The sequence below is a fragment of the Mesorhizobium sp. 113-3-3 genome, assembly GCF_016756495.1.
GTDB lineage: Bacteria > Pseudomonadota > Alphaproteobacteria > Rhizobiales > Rhizobiaceae > Mesorhizobium.
In genome coordinates this window covers 5,401,590-5,417,609 of record NZ_AP023243.1, presented here as the reverse complement: position 1 = coordinate 5,417,609, position 16,020 = coordinate 5,401,590, and the positions used below count along the sequence as shown (strand labels likewise).

Sequence of the window (16,020 nt, the reverse complement as noted above, 5' to 3'; positions counted from 1 at the left end):
GCTGTCTTAGAAGCCGTTCTTCCCCGGTATCCAGTTGGTGCCGGCGAGCGGCACGCCGGCCATGGCGGCGGCTTCGATGGTGAGCGCGACGAGATCCTCGGGCTCGAGATTGTGCAGGCTGTTCTTGCCGCAGGCGCGGGCAATCGTCTGCGCCTCGAGCGTCATCACCTTGAGATAGTTGGCCAGCCGCCGTCCGGCAGCGATCGGGTCGACCCGCTTCATCAACTCCGGGTCCTGCGTGGTGATGCCGGCGGGGTCGCGACCCTCATGCCAGTCATCATAGGCGCCGGCCGTTGTGCCGAGCTCGTTGTACTCCGCCTCCCAGCGGGGATCGTTGTCGCCGAGAGCGACGAGGGCGGCCGTGCCGATGGAAACCGCGTCGACACCGAGGGCCAGCGCCTTTGCGACATCGGCGCCGTTGCGGATGCCGCCCGAGACGATCAGCTGCACCTTGCGGTGCATGCCGAGATCCTGCAGCGCCTGCACCGCCGGGCGGATGCAGGCGAGCGTCGGTTGGCCGACATTCTCGATGAACACTTCCTGCGTTGCCGCCGTGCCGCCCTGCATGCCGTCGACGACGACGACATCGGCGCCGGCCTTCACCGCAAGCGCGGTGTCGTAATAGGGACGGGCGCCGCCGACCTTGACGTAGATCGGCTTCTCCCAGTCGGTGATTTCGCGCAGTTCGAGGATCTTGATCTCGAGATCGTCCGGGCCGGTCCAGTCGGGGTGACGCGAGGCGGAGCGCTGGTCGATGCCTTTCGGCAGCGTGCGCATCTCGGCGACACGGTCGGAAATCTTCTGGCCAAGCAGCATGCCGCCGCCGCCGGGCTTGGCGCCTTGGCCGACGACCACCTCGATGGCATCGGCGCGGCGCAGATCGCGCAAATTCATGCCGTAGCGCGAGGGCAGATATTGGTAGACCAGTTGCTTGGAATGGCCGCGCTCTTCCTCGGTCATGCCGCCATCGCCCGTCGTGGTCGAGGTGCCCGACAGCGTCGCGCCGCGCCCGAGCGCTTCCTTGGCCGGGCCGGACAGCGAACCGAAGCTCATGCCGGCGATGGTGATCGGGATCTTCAGCTCGATCGGCTTCTTGGCATGGCGCGAGCCGAGCACCACCGATGTGTCGCAGCGCTCGCGGTAGCCCTCGAGCGGATAGCGCGAGATCGAGGCGCCGAGGAACAGCAGGTCGTCGAAATGCGGCAGCTTGCGCTTGGCGCCGGCGCCCCTGATGTCATAGATGCCGGTCGCCGCGGCGCGGCGGATTTCGGAAAGCGTGTAGTCGTCGAAGGTCGCGGATTTGCGCGGCGTCGTCGGCGGGTTGCGATAGGTCATGCTGCCTCAATACGCGTCGGCGTTGTCGATATTGAAATTGTAGAGCGTGCGCGCCGAACCGTAGCGCTTGAACTCCGACGGCTTGACGCCGGTGACGCCGGCGCGGTCAAGCAGGCCCTGCAGCAATTCCAGATGCTCGGGCCGCATCTCCTTGGCGATGCAGTCCGCACCCAGGCTGTCGACCTTGCCGCGCACGAACAACCGCGCTTCATAGATGGAATCGCCCAGCGCATCGCCGGCGTTGCCCAGCACCACGAGGTTGCCGGACTGCGCCATGAAGGCCGACATGTGGCCGATATTGCCGTGCACGACGATGTCGATGCCCTTCATCGAAATGCCGCAGCGCGACGAGGCGTTGCCCTCGATGACCAGCAGGCCACCCTTGCCGGTGGCGCCGGCATACTGGCTGGCGTCGCCTTTGACGATGATAGCGCCCGACATCATGTTCTCGCCGACGCCAGGGCCGGCCGAACCGTGCACGGTAATGGTGCTGCCGGAATTCATGCCGCCGCAGTAGTAGCCGACGCTGCCGCGCACATCGATGCTTACGGGCTGGTCGACGCCGACGGCGACCGAATGGCTGCCCTTCGGGTGCAGCACTTCCCACGCCGTTTCGTTCGAACCGGGCGTCAGATTGTGCAGCGCCTGGTTAAGCTCGCGCAGCGACGACACATCGAGATCGAAGATCCGCGAGGCTTGGTCCTGCGTCGCCGCCTTGGAAAGTTTGGTTGCCGGCATGAACTCAATGCTCCCAGAAATAGACGGTTGCGGGTTCCGGTTCCCAGACCCTCGCATTGTCTATGCCGGGCAGTTTGGTCAGCGCGCGATACTCCGAACCGAAGGCGACATACTGGTCGGTCTCGGCCATCACGGCGGGCTTGCAGGCGATCGGATCGCGCACCACGCCAAAACCGTTCTTGGTGCCGACGACGAAGGTGAAGAAGCCGTCGAGGTCGGAGAGCGTGCCTTCCAGCGCCTCGCCGAGATTTTTGCCATGCGCCATCTGCGAGGAGAGGTAGGCGGCTGCGACCTCGGTGTCGTTCTCGGTCTCGAATTTCATGCCTTCGCGGATCAGCTCGCGGCGAACATTGTTGTGGTTCGACAGCGAGCCATTGTGCACCAGGCACTGGTCGGCGCCGGTCGAGAAGGGATGCGCGCCCATCGTCGTCACCGCCGATTCCGTCGCCATGCGGGTGTGGCCGATGCCATGCGTGCCGGTCATCTTGCGCAGATCGAAGCGATCGACCACCGCTTCCGGCAGGCCGACTTCTTTGTAGATCTCGACCACGTCGCCCGCGCCCATGATGCGGATGTCGGGACGCAACGCCTGGATCGCCTCGCGGGTTTCGTCGATCTTGGCCGGCGCGGTCCTGACGACGGCATGAGTCGACTTCACCGCAATGCTCACAGGTGCGCCGATGGCCTTGGCAAGCTCGATATCGAGGTCGCGAAAATCGCGCGTGGGTTTCGCCGACTGAATGGTGATTTTGGCTTCATTCTTGGAAGGCGCGCCATAAATGGCGATGCCAGCGCTGTCGGGGCCGCGATCGCTGAGTGACACCAGCATCTCCGACAGCATCTCGCCGAGCTTCGGCTCCAGCGACTTGTCCTTCAAAAACAGTCCGACAATTCCACACATGTCAGCCTCCCGGCGTTTGTAGCTAAGAGATGATGTACCGAATGCGGTGCTCGAATTCAATCATATGAAAAAAATTTTCCTGTAGTTACGTATGCGGCGTGATGCCGCCTTGTGAATTGTCGCTGTCCCGCGCGGCATTGTGGACCCATAGCGCATGGCGGATGCGGGCCAGCTTGTAGGCGTCCAGAACAGACAGCGCATAGATCAGGAAGCCGCCGGCATGGCGGCCGATGAAGCTGGCGTCGGACGGCGCGATCTTGGCGGTCACCCAGGCCAGGATCACCATGAAGAACAGAAACTGCAAGCCCCGCACCGGCACACCCAGAATGACATGGCCGCTACCCGGCAGTACGATTGCCGAGCCCAGGACGAGATAGGGGTTCACCGGCGTCGGCTGTGGGCTCGAACTGGTCATGCGGCTTGCCGTTCGCTTTTGTTGATGGCATCGCGCAGCGCCGAAAGAGAGGTGAGCAGCCGCTCGATCAGCGCCGGATCGATCTGCGTGTCACCGAACGCGGCCTGCCGGAAAACGCCGTAGCGCGCCCGTTCGGCCTCGGCCAGCAGCCAGACGATGCGCACCCCGTTTGGCGTGATCAGCAGTTCCTTGGCGCGTCCTTCCGAAAACGGTTCCAGATGTTCGGCGATGGTGCCTTGCGGGAAACGCGTGCCGCGGCGGTCGGTCCGCAGCACCGCCTCGGCCGGAAATCCCGGAGCCTTGGGCAGCGTATGCTGGAGATGGTCGAAATTGGAGAAGGTCGTCGGCGAGCCCGGCCGCATCATCATGTCGAAGGTGGCTGGCACGGCCACCTTCTCGGTGATCGAGACGCTGAGCCAACGGGCCGGGAGCTTTCGCGTCGCCAGCGTATCGACGATGGTACGCAACTGAACACGCTGGCCGTTCCACGATCCTTCCCAGGTGACGACGCCGGCGGTGCCGTCCGAAACATCGGCGGCGTCGGCGATGACGGCGCGAATGCTGGCTTCGTCGGCGGCGAGCGCCGCCAATGCCCTGTTGCGGCTGCGGCGCGCCAGCCACGTGAGGTGAAGGGCGAGAGCCAGGACAATCGCCCCGGCGAGCAGTGCTGATGTCACTTCGGACATTTTATCATGCCTGGCCCATCCGGCATCCGGACGGGCCGTCTCCCATCAATAGCCCTGCGGTTTCGGCCACGGCATGGTGAACTGGTCGCCGCGGCGCACATAGCGGTAGCGGTAGAAATGGAACCACAGCGAGATCAGGAAGTAGAAGGCGACCATGGCAATCAGCTGCGAGCCGTAACCGAGGAAGATCGCAAAGAAGGTCACCACGCACAGGCAGAACAGCACGATCGCCGGCAGCGGATGGAAGGGGTGCGTGTAGCCGCGGCGGATCGAGCCGAGCGGCCACTTCTTGCGGAACATCATGATGTTGATGCTCATGAAGGTGTATTGCAGTACGCCCGACAGGATCGAGAAGGTGATCGCCTGGTTGAGGTCGGCGATGAAGGCGAAGGCCAGCGCGATCGGCAGCAGGAACAGGATCGAGCGATAGGGCGTGCGGTATTTCGGATGCACCGCCGAGAACCAGCTCGGCAGATAGCGGTCGCGGCCGAGCGAAAACCAGGCGCGCGCCGCATCGTTGATGCAGCCATTCGCCGATGCCAGCGCTGCCAGCAGCGTGGCGATGAACAGAAGGTTTTCCAGCAACGGGCTGCCCGTCAGCTTGCCGGCGTCCCACAGCGGATAATAGGTGATGCCGAGATATTCCCAGGGCATCAGCGAGGCGCAGACATACCAGGTCATGGCGGCGGCGATCAGCAGTGTAATCATACCGGCCATGGTGCCATAGGGCAGGGAGCGGGCCGGCGAGCGCACTTCCTCGGCCGCCTGCGTGGTGCCTTCGATGCCGAGATAGTACCAGATGCCGAACTGGAAGGCGGCGATGACGCCGATCCAGCCATAGGGCAGCGCATTGCCGGGCGTGACCAGCTCATTGAGCTTGAGCACCGCGCCTTGCGTCCACGGGCTGACCGAGAAGAACAGGATGACGATCGAGATATAGGCGATTGCCGTGATGACGAAGTTGACGTTGAGCGTCATCAGCACGCCGCGATAATTGAGCCACGCCAGAACCACGATGGTGGCGGCGATGAAGGAATTGTGGGTGAGCCCTTCGACGCCGGCCTTGGCGACGATGGTGTCGCCGAGCAGGATGGCGTCTGAGACCTCCAGCATCGTGTAGGCAAACACCAGGAACAGCGCGACGTTGAACGCCATCAGCGGCCCGACAATGTGCTTGGCCTGTGCGTACTGGCCGCCGGCGGCGGCTACCGTCGATGTCACCTCGGAATCAATCATGGCGACTGAGGTGTAGAGCAACCCGACGACCCAGCAGACGATGAGTGCCGCCAGAGCGCCGCCCTTGTCGGCGGAAAAATTCCAGCCGGTGAATTCACCGACCAGAACGATGCCGACGCCGAGCGCCCAGACATGGGCCGGGCCGAGCACCCGCAGGAGTGAGACCCTGTCGCCGTGAATTGCCGGTTCAAGTGCGGTCGTCATTGTTCAATCCCCACTCAGATCCGGTGTTTTTCGGAAACGGCTTCAAGTTCGCCTTCACGCGACGAGGTCAGGACGTCCTCGGAATAGGTCGTATCGACCTTGAACCAGTCGTAGAGCATCCACAGCGCGAGCAAGACCGAGATGCCCCAGCATGCGTAAGAGAGTGCCATCCACATGATCGTGTCCCCCGTCCAAACTCTTACTTGTCGTCGAATTTTTCGTTGATGACGTCGCGGTATTCGCGGTCGGATGCGCGGAACAGGAAGACGAAATAGCCGATCAGCACCGCCGCCATGATGATCAGCGTCGGCCAGTCGATGACATAGTGGAAGCGGTTCTGGATGACGTCATGCGCGGTCTCGGGCGTGTAGCCGAGCTTCTCCCAGATTGCGGCCATGGTCGGGTTCTGGCCAAGCGCTTCCCAGGTCTTGGCATCGAGCGCGTCGATGGATTTGGCGGCTCCGGCAAGGCCGAGCTTCAACGGCAGCCACAGCGCCACGAAGATGGCGACCACCACGACGACGATATCGAAAACCTGGCCGGCCTTGCTCTGCTCCGGCGGCGTATAGCGCGGCATGTTCTTGACCCCTCAGGTATTGCGATTGCGGGCCGCGTCGGCATTCTTGATGTCGAGCCCGTAGATGAAGTCCTTGTCTTCCTTGTAGTGTTTGACCATCGCCAGGATCGCTGCGGTGTTGAAGATCAGCACGGCGGCGGCGGCAATCGCGACGACGGCCTTGATGCCGCTGTCGGGAATGTACGGCCATGTCATGAAGAGGACGAAGAGGATCGTCGCCCACAGGCAGATGATCAGCAACGCGGATCCGCGCAAGTCGGAGCGATACAGCGCCTCGATGCGCTGCTGCAGGTCTGACATCGGTTTTCCCCTTTTTTCCGACGTTCGGCTCCGAATCCGCCGCGCGCCGCCCTCTTTCAAGAGAGTGAAATTTTTTTCATAAATTCAGGCCGTTTACGGCAATTGTCAAGGCGAATTTACGTAGAGTTAACCGTTTGCTTGGGGCGACCAATTTTGCCTGACAATGAAATTATTTGCTTTCAGGGGATTGCGGCTCTCGCGCGTTTGCGGTCAATATTCAACCCAAAGCTCCGGCCTCCGCGCCAAGGAGCAGGGAACAATGGATTTTTGAACGGAGGACGATCGGATGACGGCATCCTGGAGATTTTCGACCCTGGCGGATCGCCATCGCGCGCTGGGTTCGAAGCTCGAAGACTGGAGCGGCATGGGCACCGCCTGGACCTACGACAAGGACGCTGACGAAGAGTACATCGCCATCCGCACCAAGGCCGGGCTGATGGATGTGTCGGGCCTGAAGAAGGTGCACATCACAGGGCCGCACGCCTCGCACCTCATCGACCTCGCCACCACGCGCGACGTGGAAAAGATCTACCCCGGCAAGTCGGCCTATGCCTGCATGCTGAACGAGGCGGGAAAATTCACCGACGATTGCATCCTCTACCGCACCGGCCCGAACAGCTGGATGGTCGTGCATGGTTCGGGCACCGGCCATGAGGAATTGCAGCGCGCCGCGATGGGCAGGGATGTCTCGCTGCGCTTCGACGACAATCTGCATGATCTGTCGCTGCAAGGGCCGACGTCAGTCGACTATCTCGCCAAGCATGTGCCGGGGATCCGCGACCTAAACTATTTCCATCACATGCAGACCCAGCTCTTCGGGTTCCCCGTCATGATCTCGCGCACCGGCTATACCGGCGAGCGTGGCTACGAGATCTTCTGCCGTGGCCAGGATGCCGGCACGATCTGGGACAGGATCCTCGACGAGGGCAAGAGCGCCGGCATCATTCCCTGCCGCTTCACCACGCTCGACATGCTGCGCGTCGAAAGCTACCTGCTGTTCTATCCCTACGATAATTCCCAAAAGTATCCGTTCGAGAACGAAGGCCCCGGCGACACGCTGTGGGAGCTCGGCCTCGACTTCACCGTCAGTCCCGGCAAGACAGGTTTTCGCGGCGCCGAAGAGCACTACCGGCTGAAGGGCAAGGAGCGCTTCAAGATCTATGGCGTGCTGCTCGACGGCAAGGAGCCGGCCGACGAGGGTGCGCCGGTCTATCGCGACGGCAAAAAGGTCGGCGTGGTGACCTGCGCCATGTATTCGCCGCTGGTCAAGAAATCGATGGGCATCGCCCGCCTCGACGTCGACTCCGCGGTCAAGGACACCAAGCTCGAAATCCGCAACAAGAGCGGGGCGATCAAGGCGACGGCGCAGCCATTGCCGTTCGACGATCCCAAGAAGACCAAGCGCACGGCGAAAGGTTGAGGCATAATCAACAGCGAGGGGTTCGAGGCACGAAGACTTAAATGGCAGCCAAAAGCATCATCAGTCGGCCGGTCTACGGAACGCTCTCTCCGCAGCCCGGCAAACACCATCTTTTCATCGCCGATGCCGAAGGTGCGCTCGCCATTACAGACATGGCCGCAAGAGCGCCGGCCGGCTTTTTCGACGGCGCCGAAATCGTCTTCATCCCGGGCCCCGACGGCAAGCATGTCACCGCCCTCGAAGCGCTGAAGCCGGCGCAGTTCCATCAGGCGCCATCCTTCGCCAGCCTGCTGCCACGCCTCAAGCAGACGTTGAGCAACGCACATATGGGCCTGCGCCTCTACCTTGCCGGCACCGAGGGCCTGATCGGCCAGGCCATGCAGGTGGCGCTTGAAGCCGGCATCGACCACACCTCCATGCAGACCGAGCATCGCGGCTCACTGGCGCGGCGCATGCAATGCGTGCACTGCAAGGGCATCACTGAGAACGTGACGACGCAGCCGGCCACCTGTTCGCATTGCGGCCTGCTGCTTCTGGTGCGCGATCACTATTCGCGGCGGCTGGCGGCTTTCCAGGGTGTCTGCATCAACGCCGAGGATCGCTCGGAGATTCCTCCAATCGAGGAGGCCTTCCCATGAGCACCGGCACCACAAAACTCGATGTCGTGGTCAGCGATGTCGTCCCGGTCAACGAACTGGTCACCCGCTTCCATTTCCGCCGGCGCGACGGTGAGCTGTTGCCGACCTTTTCCGGCGGCGCCCATGTCGTGGTCGAGATGCGCGACGGCGACCGCACAAGGCTCAATCCCTATTCGCTGATGGGCTCGCCGCTCGACACGCGCGAATACACCATCTCGGTGCGTCGCGACGATGTCGGACGCGGCGGCTCGCTGTTCATGCACAGGTCCGTCAAGCCGGGCCTGGAGATGGTGATCAGCTACCCCGTCAATCTGTTCTCGCTCGATCTCAGGGCGAAGAAGCATCTGATGCTGGCCGGCGGCATCGGCATCACGCCGTTCATGGCGCAGACCGCGCAACTGGCGGGGGAGGGCGGCAATTTCGAACTGCATTACACCTGCCGCACCGCCTCGCTCGGCACCTATGCCGACGTGCTGCGGGAGCGTTACGACAGGCGCATCAGGCTCTATCATGACGACCTGGACGAGCGCATCGATCTCGACCGCTTGCTGTCGACGCAGCCGCTCGGTACGCATCTCTACGTCTGCGGCCCCGCCGGCATGATCAACTGGGTGCGCGACCGCGCGGCCGCCTTGGGCTGGCCGTCGGAGGCCGTGCATTTCGAGCATTTCGCGGCACCCCAACCCGGCCTGCCTTTCGATGTGACGCTTGCTGTCAGCGGCAAGACGATCCGGGTCGACGAGCAGCAGAGCCTGCTGGAAGCCATCGAGGCGGCCGGCGTCGATCCGCCCTATCTCTGCCGCGGCGGCGTCTGCGGCCAGTGCGAGACCAACGTCATCTCCTACGATGGCAAGTTCATCCACAACGACCACTGGCTGAGCGAGGAAGACCATCGCTCCGGCTGCAAGATCATGCCGTGCGTATCGCGCTTCGAGGGCAAATCGTTGGTCTTGGAAAGATAGGAGGCGAGCTTGGGCATCACCTTTCGCAAGGAAACGTTTCGCGACGATTTCACCTTCAGGAACAGCCCGGAGCACATCAGGCGGTTCCCGTTCCCGTTCCATGAAGACGCCTACATGTATGCGGTCAACATCGAGCCGCATGTCGTCGGGCCCAAGGGCAGCGTGCTGGAAAACCTGATCGACGTCGACGAGCACTATGTCGCCGAGATGCAGGATCGCGCTTTGGTGTTGGCCGAGGATCCGTTGCGCTGCCAGTCGCTGCCGCACATGACGCTGGCCGGCTGGGACCTGCTTGAATTGCTGATGGAACAGCAGGCGCTGGGCTATCCCGAGCATTTCACGCTGACGCGTGACGGCGACCGCTGGCGCTGGATCAACCGGCCGCTCGGCATCGACGACACCTTCACCTTCGGCGACACCTCGACACTGCCTTACGGTCCGATGGAATACATCACACGCCAGAGCCAGGGCGATTTCTGCATCCTCGACCAGCGCGACGGCAATCTGTGGATGGATGCCGGCATGGTCACCACCCAGGCCGACTGGTCGCTCGATTTCGACATCGGCATGAATTTCTTTGAGTGGCACGCGCCGGTGCCGCTGGCGCATGAGAAGGGCATTTTCACGCGGGCGCTGAAATTCCTCACCAACATCCAGCAAGGCAAGCCGGCGCGGCGCCTGAACTGGACGATGACCATCAATCCGCGCCTCGACACCAGCCCGGAAAATTACCACAAATGGGGACCGGACCGCACCACGGTGACGCCGGAGAATGTCGGCGACAAGGTGCATCTGCGCGTCGAATTGCAAAGCTTCTGGCGGCTGCCGCGCTCGAACGGCATCGTCTTCCCGATCCGCTGCTATCTGATCAAGATGGACGAGCTGGTGACGCAGCCGAAATGGGCACGCCGCCTGCACCGCGTCATCCGCGATTTGCCGGAGGAACTCGCCACCTACAAGGGCCTGACACGGTACCGGCCCACCTTAGTGGAGTGGCTGTCGAAGCTGGACGACGGCAGCCCAACTTCACCCGGTTTCGGGCCGGACTAAGGTGTCCAGACTAAGGTGTATTGATATTCAGGTCAGGCCGAGTCGAAAATGGTGGCTTCCGAGAACCGGAGCGGAGCGTACTTTTCGTACGTGAGCACCGGAAGCGCAGGAAGCCGCCATTTGCAGGCCGGCCTCACCTGAATTGCAATACACCTTACCCAGCGCTGTTCTGCGGATAGCAAATAATCGACAAATACCGCATCGGCAGTTTCGTCAGTTGCTCCGGCCCATGCGGGGCGTCGGCGTCGAAGAACAGGCTGTCGCCGGGCTTCATCGGGTAGAGATTGCTGCCGTGCCGGTAAACGACTTCGCCTTCCAGCATGTAGAGGAACTCCATGCCCTCATGCTGGAAGGTCGGGAACACATCCGAATCCTCGGTCAGCGTGATCAGATAGGGCTCGACGACGACGCCGCTGGTGTTGGAACCGATATGGCCGAGCAGATTGTACTGGTGGCCGGCGCGCGTGCCGCGGCGCTCGACATCGAGGCCTTCGCCGGCCTTGACGAAAACGGCGCTGCGTTCCTCCTCGAAGCGGCGGAAGAAGGCGGTGACGGGAACGCCGAGTGCCCGCGACAGCGCCTGCAGCGTGGTCAGCGACGGCGAGGTGATGCCGTTCTCGATCTTCGACAGCATGCCGAGCGAAATGTCGGTGGCGACGGCGAGATCGGCGACGGTGATGCCGAGCTTCTTGCGGAATGCCCGCACCTCGCGGCCGATCGCCACCTCCAGCACTTTCTCGCGTGTGTCGCGAATGGCGTGTGGATTCTGCGTCAGCGGCGCCCGGATGGTTTTTCCATCGGCCGAAACCTTTGGCTGGGGCTTCGGCTTGGCGCCGGCAAACCCGGTCTTGGAACTGTCTTTCGCCATGTCGCCCCCGGACTTCGCGGATTTATTTCACTCAAGGTGAACATGTCAGCTGGCGATACAGCAGCGCGGCGGTGTCGGCAAGCCGTCTTAAGTTCGATCCGCCGATCCGATGAATTCCGCGAGCGAAGGTTTTTCACTGGGAATCCGTTGCGGGCAAACGCCGTTCCTGCAGATGTCTGTTGACAGCACCGAAGGGCCAATTAGTGTCACTGTCAGTGAAATTTGTTTCGCTGGGGAAATCAAAAATGAGGAGGCCCTGCAAATGAAAACTCGTGTTGCCGTCATCGGCGCCGGACCGTCCGGCCTGGCACAGCTCAGGGCCTTCAAGTCGGCGCAAGACAAGGGCGCGGACATTCCCGAGATCGTCTGCTTCGAAAAGCAGTCGGATTGGGGCGGCCTGTGGAACTACACCTGGCGCACCGGCCTCGACGAGCATGGCGATCCCGTGCACGGCTCGATGTACCGCTACCTGTGGTCGAACGGCCCGAAGGAATGCCTGGAATTCGCCGACTACACGTTCGAGGAGCATTTCGGCCGGCCGATCGGTTCCTATCCGCCGCGTGCCGTGCTGTGGGATTACATCAAGGGCCGCGTCGAGAAATCGGGCCTGCGCAAATGGGTGCGCTTCAACAGCCCGGTGCGCATGGTCACCTTCTCGGACGAGACCCAGAAATTCACCGTCACCGCGCATGACCGCACCAACGACGTCACCTATTCCGAAGAGTTCGACAATGTCGTCGTCGCCTCCGGGCATTTCTCGGTCCCCAACGTGCCCTATTTCGAGGGCTTTTCGACCTTCAACGGCCGCATCCTGCACAGCCATGATTTCCGCGACGCGATGGAGTTCAAGGGCAAGGACATCCTGATCATCGGCCGCTCCTATTCGGCCGAGGATATCGGCTCGCAATGCTACAAATACGGCGCCAAATCCATCACCTCCAGCTATCGCTCGAAGCCGATGGGCTTCAAATGGCCGGAGAACTGGAAAGAGGTGCCGCTGCTGCAGAAGGTCGTCGGCAAGACCGCCCACTTCAAGGACGGCACCACCAAGGATGTCGACGCCATCATCCTGTGCACCGGCTATCTGCATTCCTTCCCGTTCCTCACCGACGACCTCAAGCTCAAGACCGCCAACCGCATGTGGCCGCTCGACCTCTATGAAGGCGTCGTCTGGGAGAAGAACCCGAAGCTCTCCTATATCGGCATGCAGGACCAGTTCTACACCTTCAACATGTTTGACGCGCAGGCCTGGTTTGCCCGCGATGTCATCATGGGCCGCATCAAGCTGCCCTCCGCCGAGGCGATGGCCGCGCACGGCGCCAAGTGGCGGGCGCGTGAGGAAACGCTGGAAGACGCCGAGCAGATGATCTGGTTCCAGGGCGACTACACCAAGGAATTGATGGACCAGACCGACTATCCCGGCTTCGACGTCGAGGCGGTCAACCAGACCTTCATGGAGTGGGAACACCACAAGGCGGAAGACATTATGAGCTTCCGCGACCACGCCTACCGTTCACTGATGACCGGCACCATGGCGCCGCTGCACCATACACCCTGGCTGCAGGCGCTGGACGATTCCATGGAGAGCTATCTCGAGGTGAAGGGCGTCGCGGCGGAATAGCCGCGGCGCATCGTCCTGCCTATCCCAGCCTTGCCCGAGCCTTCGCCGTCCAGGCGTTGAACAGCCGGTCGGCGACGATGCCGATGAAGGCGATGGCCAGGCCCGCGACGATGCCGCGGCCGGAATCGGCCTTGGACAGCGCGATGAACACCTCCTGGCCGAGGTCGCGCGTGCCGACCATGGCGCAGATGATGATCATCGCCAGCGCCATCAGGATGGTCTGGTTGACGCCGAGCATGATTTCGGGGAGCGCCAGCGGCAATTGCACCCGGAAGAAGGTCTGGCGCGGCGTGCAGCCCGACACCTTGGCCGCCTCGATCAGCGCCGGCGGCACCTGCCTGATGCCGTGATTGGTGTAGCGGATCGCCGGCACCACGGCGAAGGCGATCGTCGCGATCATGGCGGTGACATCGCCGACGCGGAACAGCATCACCACCGGAATGATGAAGCAGAAGGACGGCAGCACCTGCAGCGTGTCGATGATCGGCGTGACGATCTTCTCGAAACGGTCGCTGCGCGCCGCCATCAGTCCGATCGGGATGCCGATCAGGCAGGCGATGAAGGCCGAGATGCCGCAGAGATAGACCGTCGCCATGGTTTTTTCCCACAGCCCAGTGATGGCGCAGAAGGCGGTCAGCGCGGCGACCAGCGCCGCGAGGCGGAGGCCCGAAAGCTGATAGCCGGCAAGGCCGAGCAGGAACACCGCGCCCAGCCACGGAAAGCCTTCGCAGAAGGCGCGCACCGGGTTGAGCACATTGAGGATCAGCGCCACGCGAAAGGCTTCGATCGCATCGAAGAAGTTGATCGTCACCCAGTTCACCGCCGCCTTCCAAAGGGGCGCGGTGGTGAAGGTGATGACCTTCGGCACCGCCGCGAAGGCCGGCACGAACAGCCCGAGCAGCGTGGTGACGGCAAGGATGGCGATGGCCAACGTCAGATTGGGGTAGCGCCGCCAGAAGCCGGAGCGCACTGCCTGATGAACGTGGCCCTTTGCCTGTTTGTGCGCGATGGCCTGGCTCAGCCGGTCGAGCGCGATGGCCAGCGCGACGATGGCGAGACCGGCTTCCATGGCTTCGCCGACCTTCAGCGCGCGCAGCGCCAGGAGCACGTCATAGCCGAGGCCGCCGGCGCCGATCATCGAGGCGATGATGACCATGTTCAACGCCAGCATGATCACCTGGTTGACGCCGACCATCAGCGTCGGCCGCGCAGAGGGCAGCAGCACCCGCCACAGTTTCTGCCGCGCCGTGCAGCCGGCCATGTCGCTGAACTCGCCGATCTCCAGCGGCACCCGCGTCAGGCCCAGCATCGTCGCCCGCACCATCGGCGGCGTGGCGAAGATGGCGGTGGCGATCATTGCGGACACCGGGCTGTTGCCGAACAGGAGCAGCATCGGGATCAGATAGGCGAAGGTCGGGATCGTCTGCATCAGGTCGAGGGCAGGGGAGACGATCAGCCTTTCCGCCCACGGCTTGCGCCAGGCCCAGATGCCGGCGAACAGCCCGGTGACGATGCAGAACGGCACGGCGATCGAGATCAGCGCCAGCGTCAGCATGGCGCTGGTCCATTGGCCGAACAGAGCGATGTAGAGGAAACAGCCGCCGACCAGCAGGCAGAGTTTGCGACAGCCCACGGCATGGCCGGCGAGGAAGGCGACAGCGCACACCCCGACCCAGGACAGGCGCGGCAGGACATAGGCGTCCGCGCCGTGGCCGATCTTGAAATTCTTGGCCAACAGATTGAGCGCGAAATCGAGCGGCACGCCGAGCACCGCGGTGATCGAGCGCGTCAACCACGACAGGTTCGATTTGATCCAGCCCATCAGCGCACTGACCCAGTCGGCGACCGGCACGACGGCGCTCTCCGGATAGTCGACAGCCCAGGGGACCATGTCCTGCAGCAGGAACATGACGAGCACGGCGGCAAGGGCAAGCGCCCAGACAAGCAGCCAACGCTGAAGCGGTGGCCTTGGCTCGCTGGCGCTTGCCGTCACCGTCATGCGCCGGCCCTCGCGCGTTCGATGCCGGCCAGCAGATCGATCACCGCTTGCGGCGTCACTTCACCGATCGGCTTGCCGGTTCCGTTGACCACCGCGAACGGCTTGCCGGCGGAAACGATGCTGGCCGAGAAGCTGGCGATCTTGGCATCCGGTGAAACCGTGCCGCCATGCTCCGACCCATCGCAGGCGCGCATCAGGCTGCGCGCGGAAATCACCTTGGCGCGGTCGACGTCGCGGGTGAATTCGGCGACATAGTCGGTCGCCGGGTTGATCACCAGTTCCTCCGGGGTGCCGATCTGGATGACCTCGCCATCCTTCATGATGGCGATGCGGTCGGCGAGCCTTATCGCCTCGTCGAAATCATGGGTGATGAAGACGATGGTCTTGTGCAGCATGGTCTGCAGCCGCATCAACTCATCCTGCATCTCGCGGCGGATCAGCGGATCGAGCGCCGAGAACGGCTCGTCGAGGAACCAGATTTCCGGTTTTGTCGCGAGGCTGCGGGCGATGCCGACCCGCTGCTGCTGGCCGCCGGACAATTCGCGCGGATAGAAATGCTCGCGGCCGCGCAAGCCGACAAGTTCGATGACCTCGCGGGCGCGCGCCTCGCGCGTTGCCCGGTCCTGCCCCTGGATGCTTAAGGGAAAGGCGATGTTGTCGAGCACGTTGAGATGCGGCAGCAGCGCGAAATTCTGGAACACCATGCCCATGCGATGGCGCCTGAGTTCGATCAGTGCCGCATCGGAAATCTTGAGCAGGTCCTTGCCTTCGAACTCGACCTTGCCGTGGCTCGGCTCGACCAGCCGCGACATGCAGCGTACCAGCGTCGATTTGCCGGAGCCCGACAGGCCCATGATGATGAAGATCTCGCCCTGGCGGATTTCGAGGTCGACGGCGCGCACCGCACCGACCAGCCCGGCAGCAGTGACATCGGCCATGCTGGCCTTGCCGTCGCGCTCGCGGATGAAACTGGCCGCATTCGCCCCGAACAGCTTCCAGACATTGCGGCAGGCAAGTTTGACCGGACGGCTACCCGTGCCCGGCTGGGCCGATCCCTGTTCAGTCGTCAT

At 62.8% G+C, this 16,020-nt stretch carries 17 protein-coding genes; 5 read left to right on the top strand and 12 right to left on the bottom strand.

The genetic code is table 11. The features are described from left to right. Nucleotides 1-6 precede the first annotated feature (6 nt). From JG746_RS26635 to JG746_RS26595, 9 genes are all read right to left on the bottom strand, one after another. Nucleotides 7-1,335, bottom strand: coding sequence for an FMN-binding glutamate synthase family protein (locus JG746_RS26635; RefSeq protein ID WP_202355425.1), 1,329 nt, complete (start codon nt 1,333-1,335; stop codon nt 7-9). Nucleotides 1,336-1,341: 6 nt separating this feature from the next. Beyond that, entirely contained in the window at nt 1,342-2,073 is a 732-nt protein-coding gene (locus JG746_RS26630) for a GltB/FmdC/FwdC-like GXGXG domain-containing protein (protein ID WP_202355424.1), read from the bottom strand. Nucleotides 2,074-2,077: 4 nt separating this feature from the next. Then, the gene (locus JG746_RS26625; RefSeq protein WP_202355423.1) at nt 2,078-2,974 is read right to left on the bottom strand and encodes a class II glutamine amidotransferase; all 897 of its coding nucleotides are present in this window, start codon (nt 2,972-2,974) and stop codon (nt 2,078-2,080) included. Between the two features lie 85 nt (nt 2,975-3,059). Next, nucleotides 3,060-3,389 (bottom strand): hypothetical protein, encoded by a 330-nt coding sequence (locus tag JG746_RS26620; RefSeq protein WP_202355422.1) that lies wholly within the window; start codon nt 3,387-3,389, stop codon nt 3,060-3,062. Further along, on the bottom strand, nt 3,386-4,075 hold the full coding sequence (locus tag JG746_RS26615; RefSeq protein WP_202355421.1) for a hypothetical protein: 690 nt from the start codon (nt 4,073-4,075) through the stop codon (nt 3,386-3,388). Before JG746_RS26615 ends, JG746_RS26620 begins: the two co-directional genes overlap by 4 nt. Nucleotides 4,076-4,120: 45 nt before the next feature. Next, the gene (locus tag JG746_RS26610) at nt 4,121-5,515 is read right to left on the bottom strand and encodes an APC family permease (protein ID WP_202355420.1); all 1,395 of its coding nucleotides are present in this window, start codon (nt 5,513-5,515) and stop codon (nt 4,121-4,123) included. A gap of 14 nt (nt 5,516-5,529) precedes the next feature. Further along, on the bottom strand, nt 5,530-5,691 hold the full coding sequence (locus JG746_RS26605; RefSeq protein WP_202355419.1) for a hypothetical protein: 162 nt from the start codon (nt 5,689-5,691) through the stop codon (nt 5,530-5,532). Between the two features lie 23 nt (nt 5,692-5,714). Next, nucleotides 5,715-6,092 (bottom strand): hypothetical protein, encoded by a 378-nt coding sequence (locus tag JG746_RS26600; RefSeq protein WP_202355418.1) that lies wholly within the window; start codon nt 6,090-6,092, stop codon nt 5,715-5,717. 12 nt (nt 6,093-6,104) lie between these two features. After that, nucleotides 6,105-6,392 carry a hypothetical protein gene (locus tag JG746_RS26595; protein WP_202355417.1) on the bottom strand — a complete coding sequence of 96 codons (288 nt, stop codon included), beginning with the start codon at nt 6,390-6,392 and terminating at the stop codon, nt 6,105-6,107. 286 nt (nt 6,393-6,678) lie between these two features. Here JG746_RS26595 and JG746_RS26590 point away from each other — a divergent pair, with 286 nt between their 5' ends. Genes JG746_RS26590 through JG746_RS26575 form a run of 4 tightly spaced genes read left to right on the top strand, consistent with a single transcriptional unit; the run spans nt 6,679 to nt 10,462 of the window. After that, the gene (locus tag JG746_RS26590) at nt 6,679-7,812 is read left to right on the top strand and encodes an aminomethyltransferase family protein (RefSeq protein WP_202355416.1); all 1,134 of its coding nucleotides are present in this window, start codon (nt 6,679-6,681) and stop codon (nt 7,810-7,812) included. Between the two features lie 41 nt (nt 7,813-7,853). Then, nucleotides 7,854-8,450 (top strand): dimethylamine monooxygenase subunit DmmA family protein, encoded by a 597-nt coding sequence (locus tag JG746_RS26585; RefSeq protein ID WP_202355415.1) that lies wholly within the window; start codon nt 7,854-7,856, stop codon nt 8,448-8,450. Then, nucleotides 8,447-9,412, top strand: a complete 966-nt coding sequence (locus JG746_RS26580) for a PDR/VanB family oxidoreductase (RefSeq protein WP_202355414.1) — start codon at nt 8,447-8,449, stop codon at nt 9,410-9,412. The genes JG746_RS26585 and JG746_RS26580 overlap by 4 nt, the downstream gene beginning before the upstream one ends. A gap of 9 nt (nt 9,413-9,421) precedes the next feature. Continuing rightward, nucleotides 9,422-10,462 carry a heme-dependent oxidative N-demethylase family protein gene (locus JG746_RS26575; RefSeq protein ID WP_202355413.1) on the top strand — a complete coding sequence of 347 codons (1,041 nt, stop codon included), beginning with the start codon at nt 9,422-9,424 and terminating at the stop codon, nt 10,460-10,462. A gap of 154 nt (nt 10,463-10,616) precedes the next feature. On the opposite strand, the gene JG746_RS26570 is transcribed toward JG746_RS26575, so the two are convergent. Further along, a complete protein-coding gene (locus JG746_RS26570; protein ID WP_202355412.1) occupies nt 10,617-11,330 on the bottom strand; it encodes a helix-turn-helix domain-containing protein in 714 nt (237 codons plus the stop codon). A gap of 262 nt (nt 11,331-11,592) precedes the next feature. Here JG746_RS26570 and JG746_RS26565 point away from each other — a divergent pair, with 262 nt between their 5' ends. After that, a complete protein-coding gene (locus JG746_RS26565; RefSeq protein WP_202355411.1) occupies nt 11,593-12,951 on the top strand; it encodes an NAD(P)-binding domain-containing protein in 1,359 nt (452 codons plus the stop codon). A gap of 19 nt (nt 12,952-12,970) precedes the next feature. Here JG746_RS26565 and JG746_RS26560 read toward each other — a convergent pair whose 3' ends face one another. Next, the gene (locus JG746_RS26560; protein WP_202355410.1) at nt 12,971-14,950 is read right to left on the bottom strand and encodes an ABC transporter permease; all 1,980 of its coding nucleotides are present in this window, start codon (nt 14,948-14,950) and stop codon (nt 12,971-12,973) included. Beyond that, complete coding sequence (locus JG746_RS26555) at nt 14,947-16,020, bottom strand: quaternary amine ABC transporter ATP-binding protein (protein ID WP_202355409.1); 1,074 nt, start codon at nt 16,018-16,020, stop codon at nt 14,947-14,949. Before JG746_RS26555 ends, JG746_RS26560 begins: the two co-directional genes overlap by 4 nt.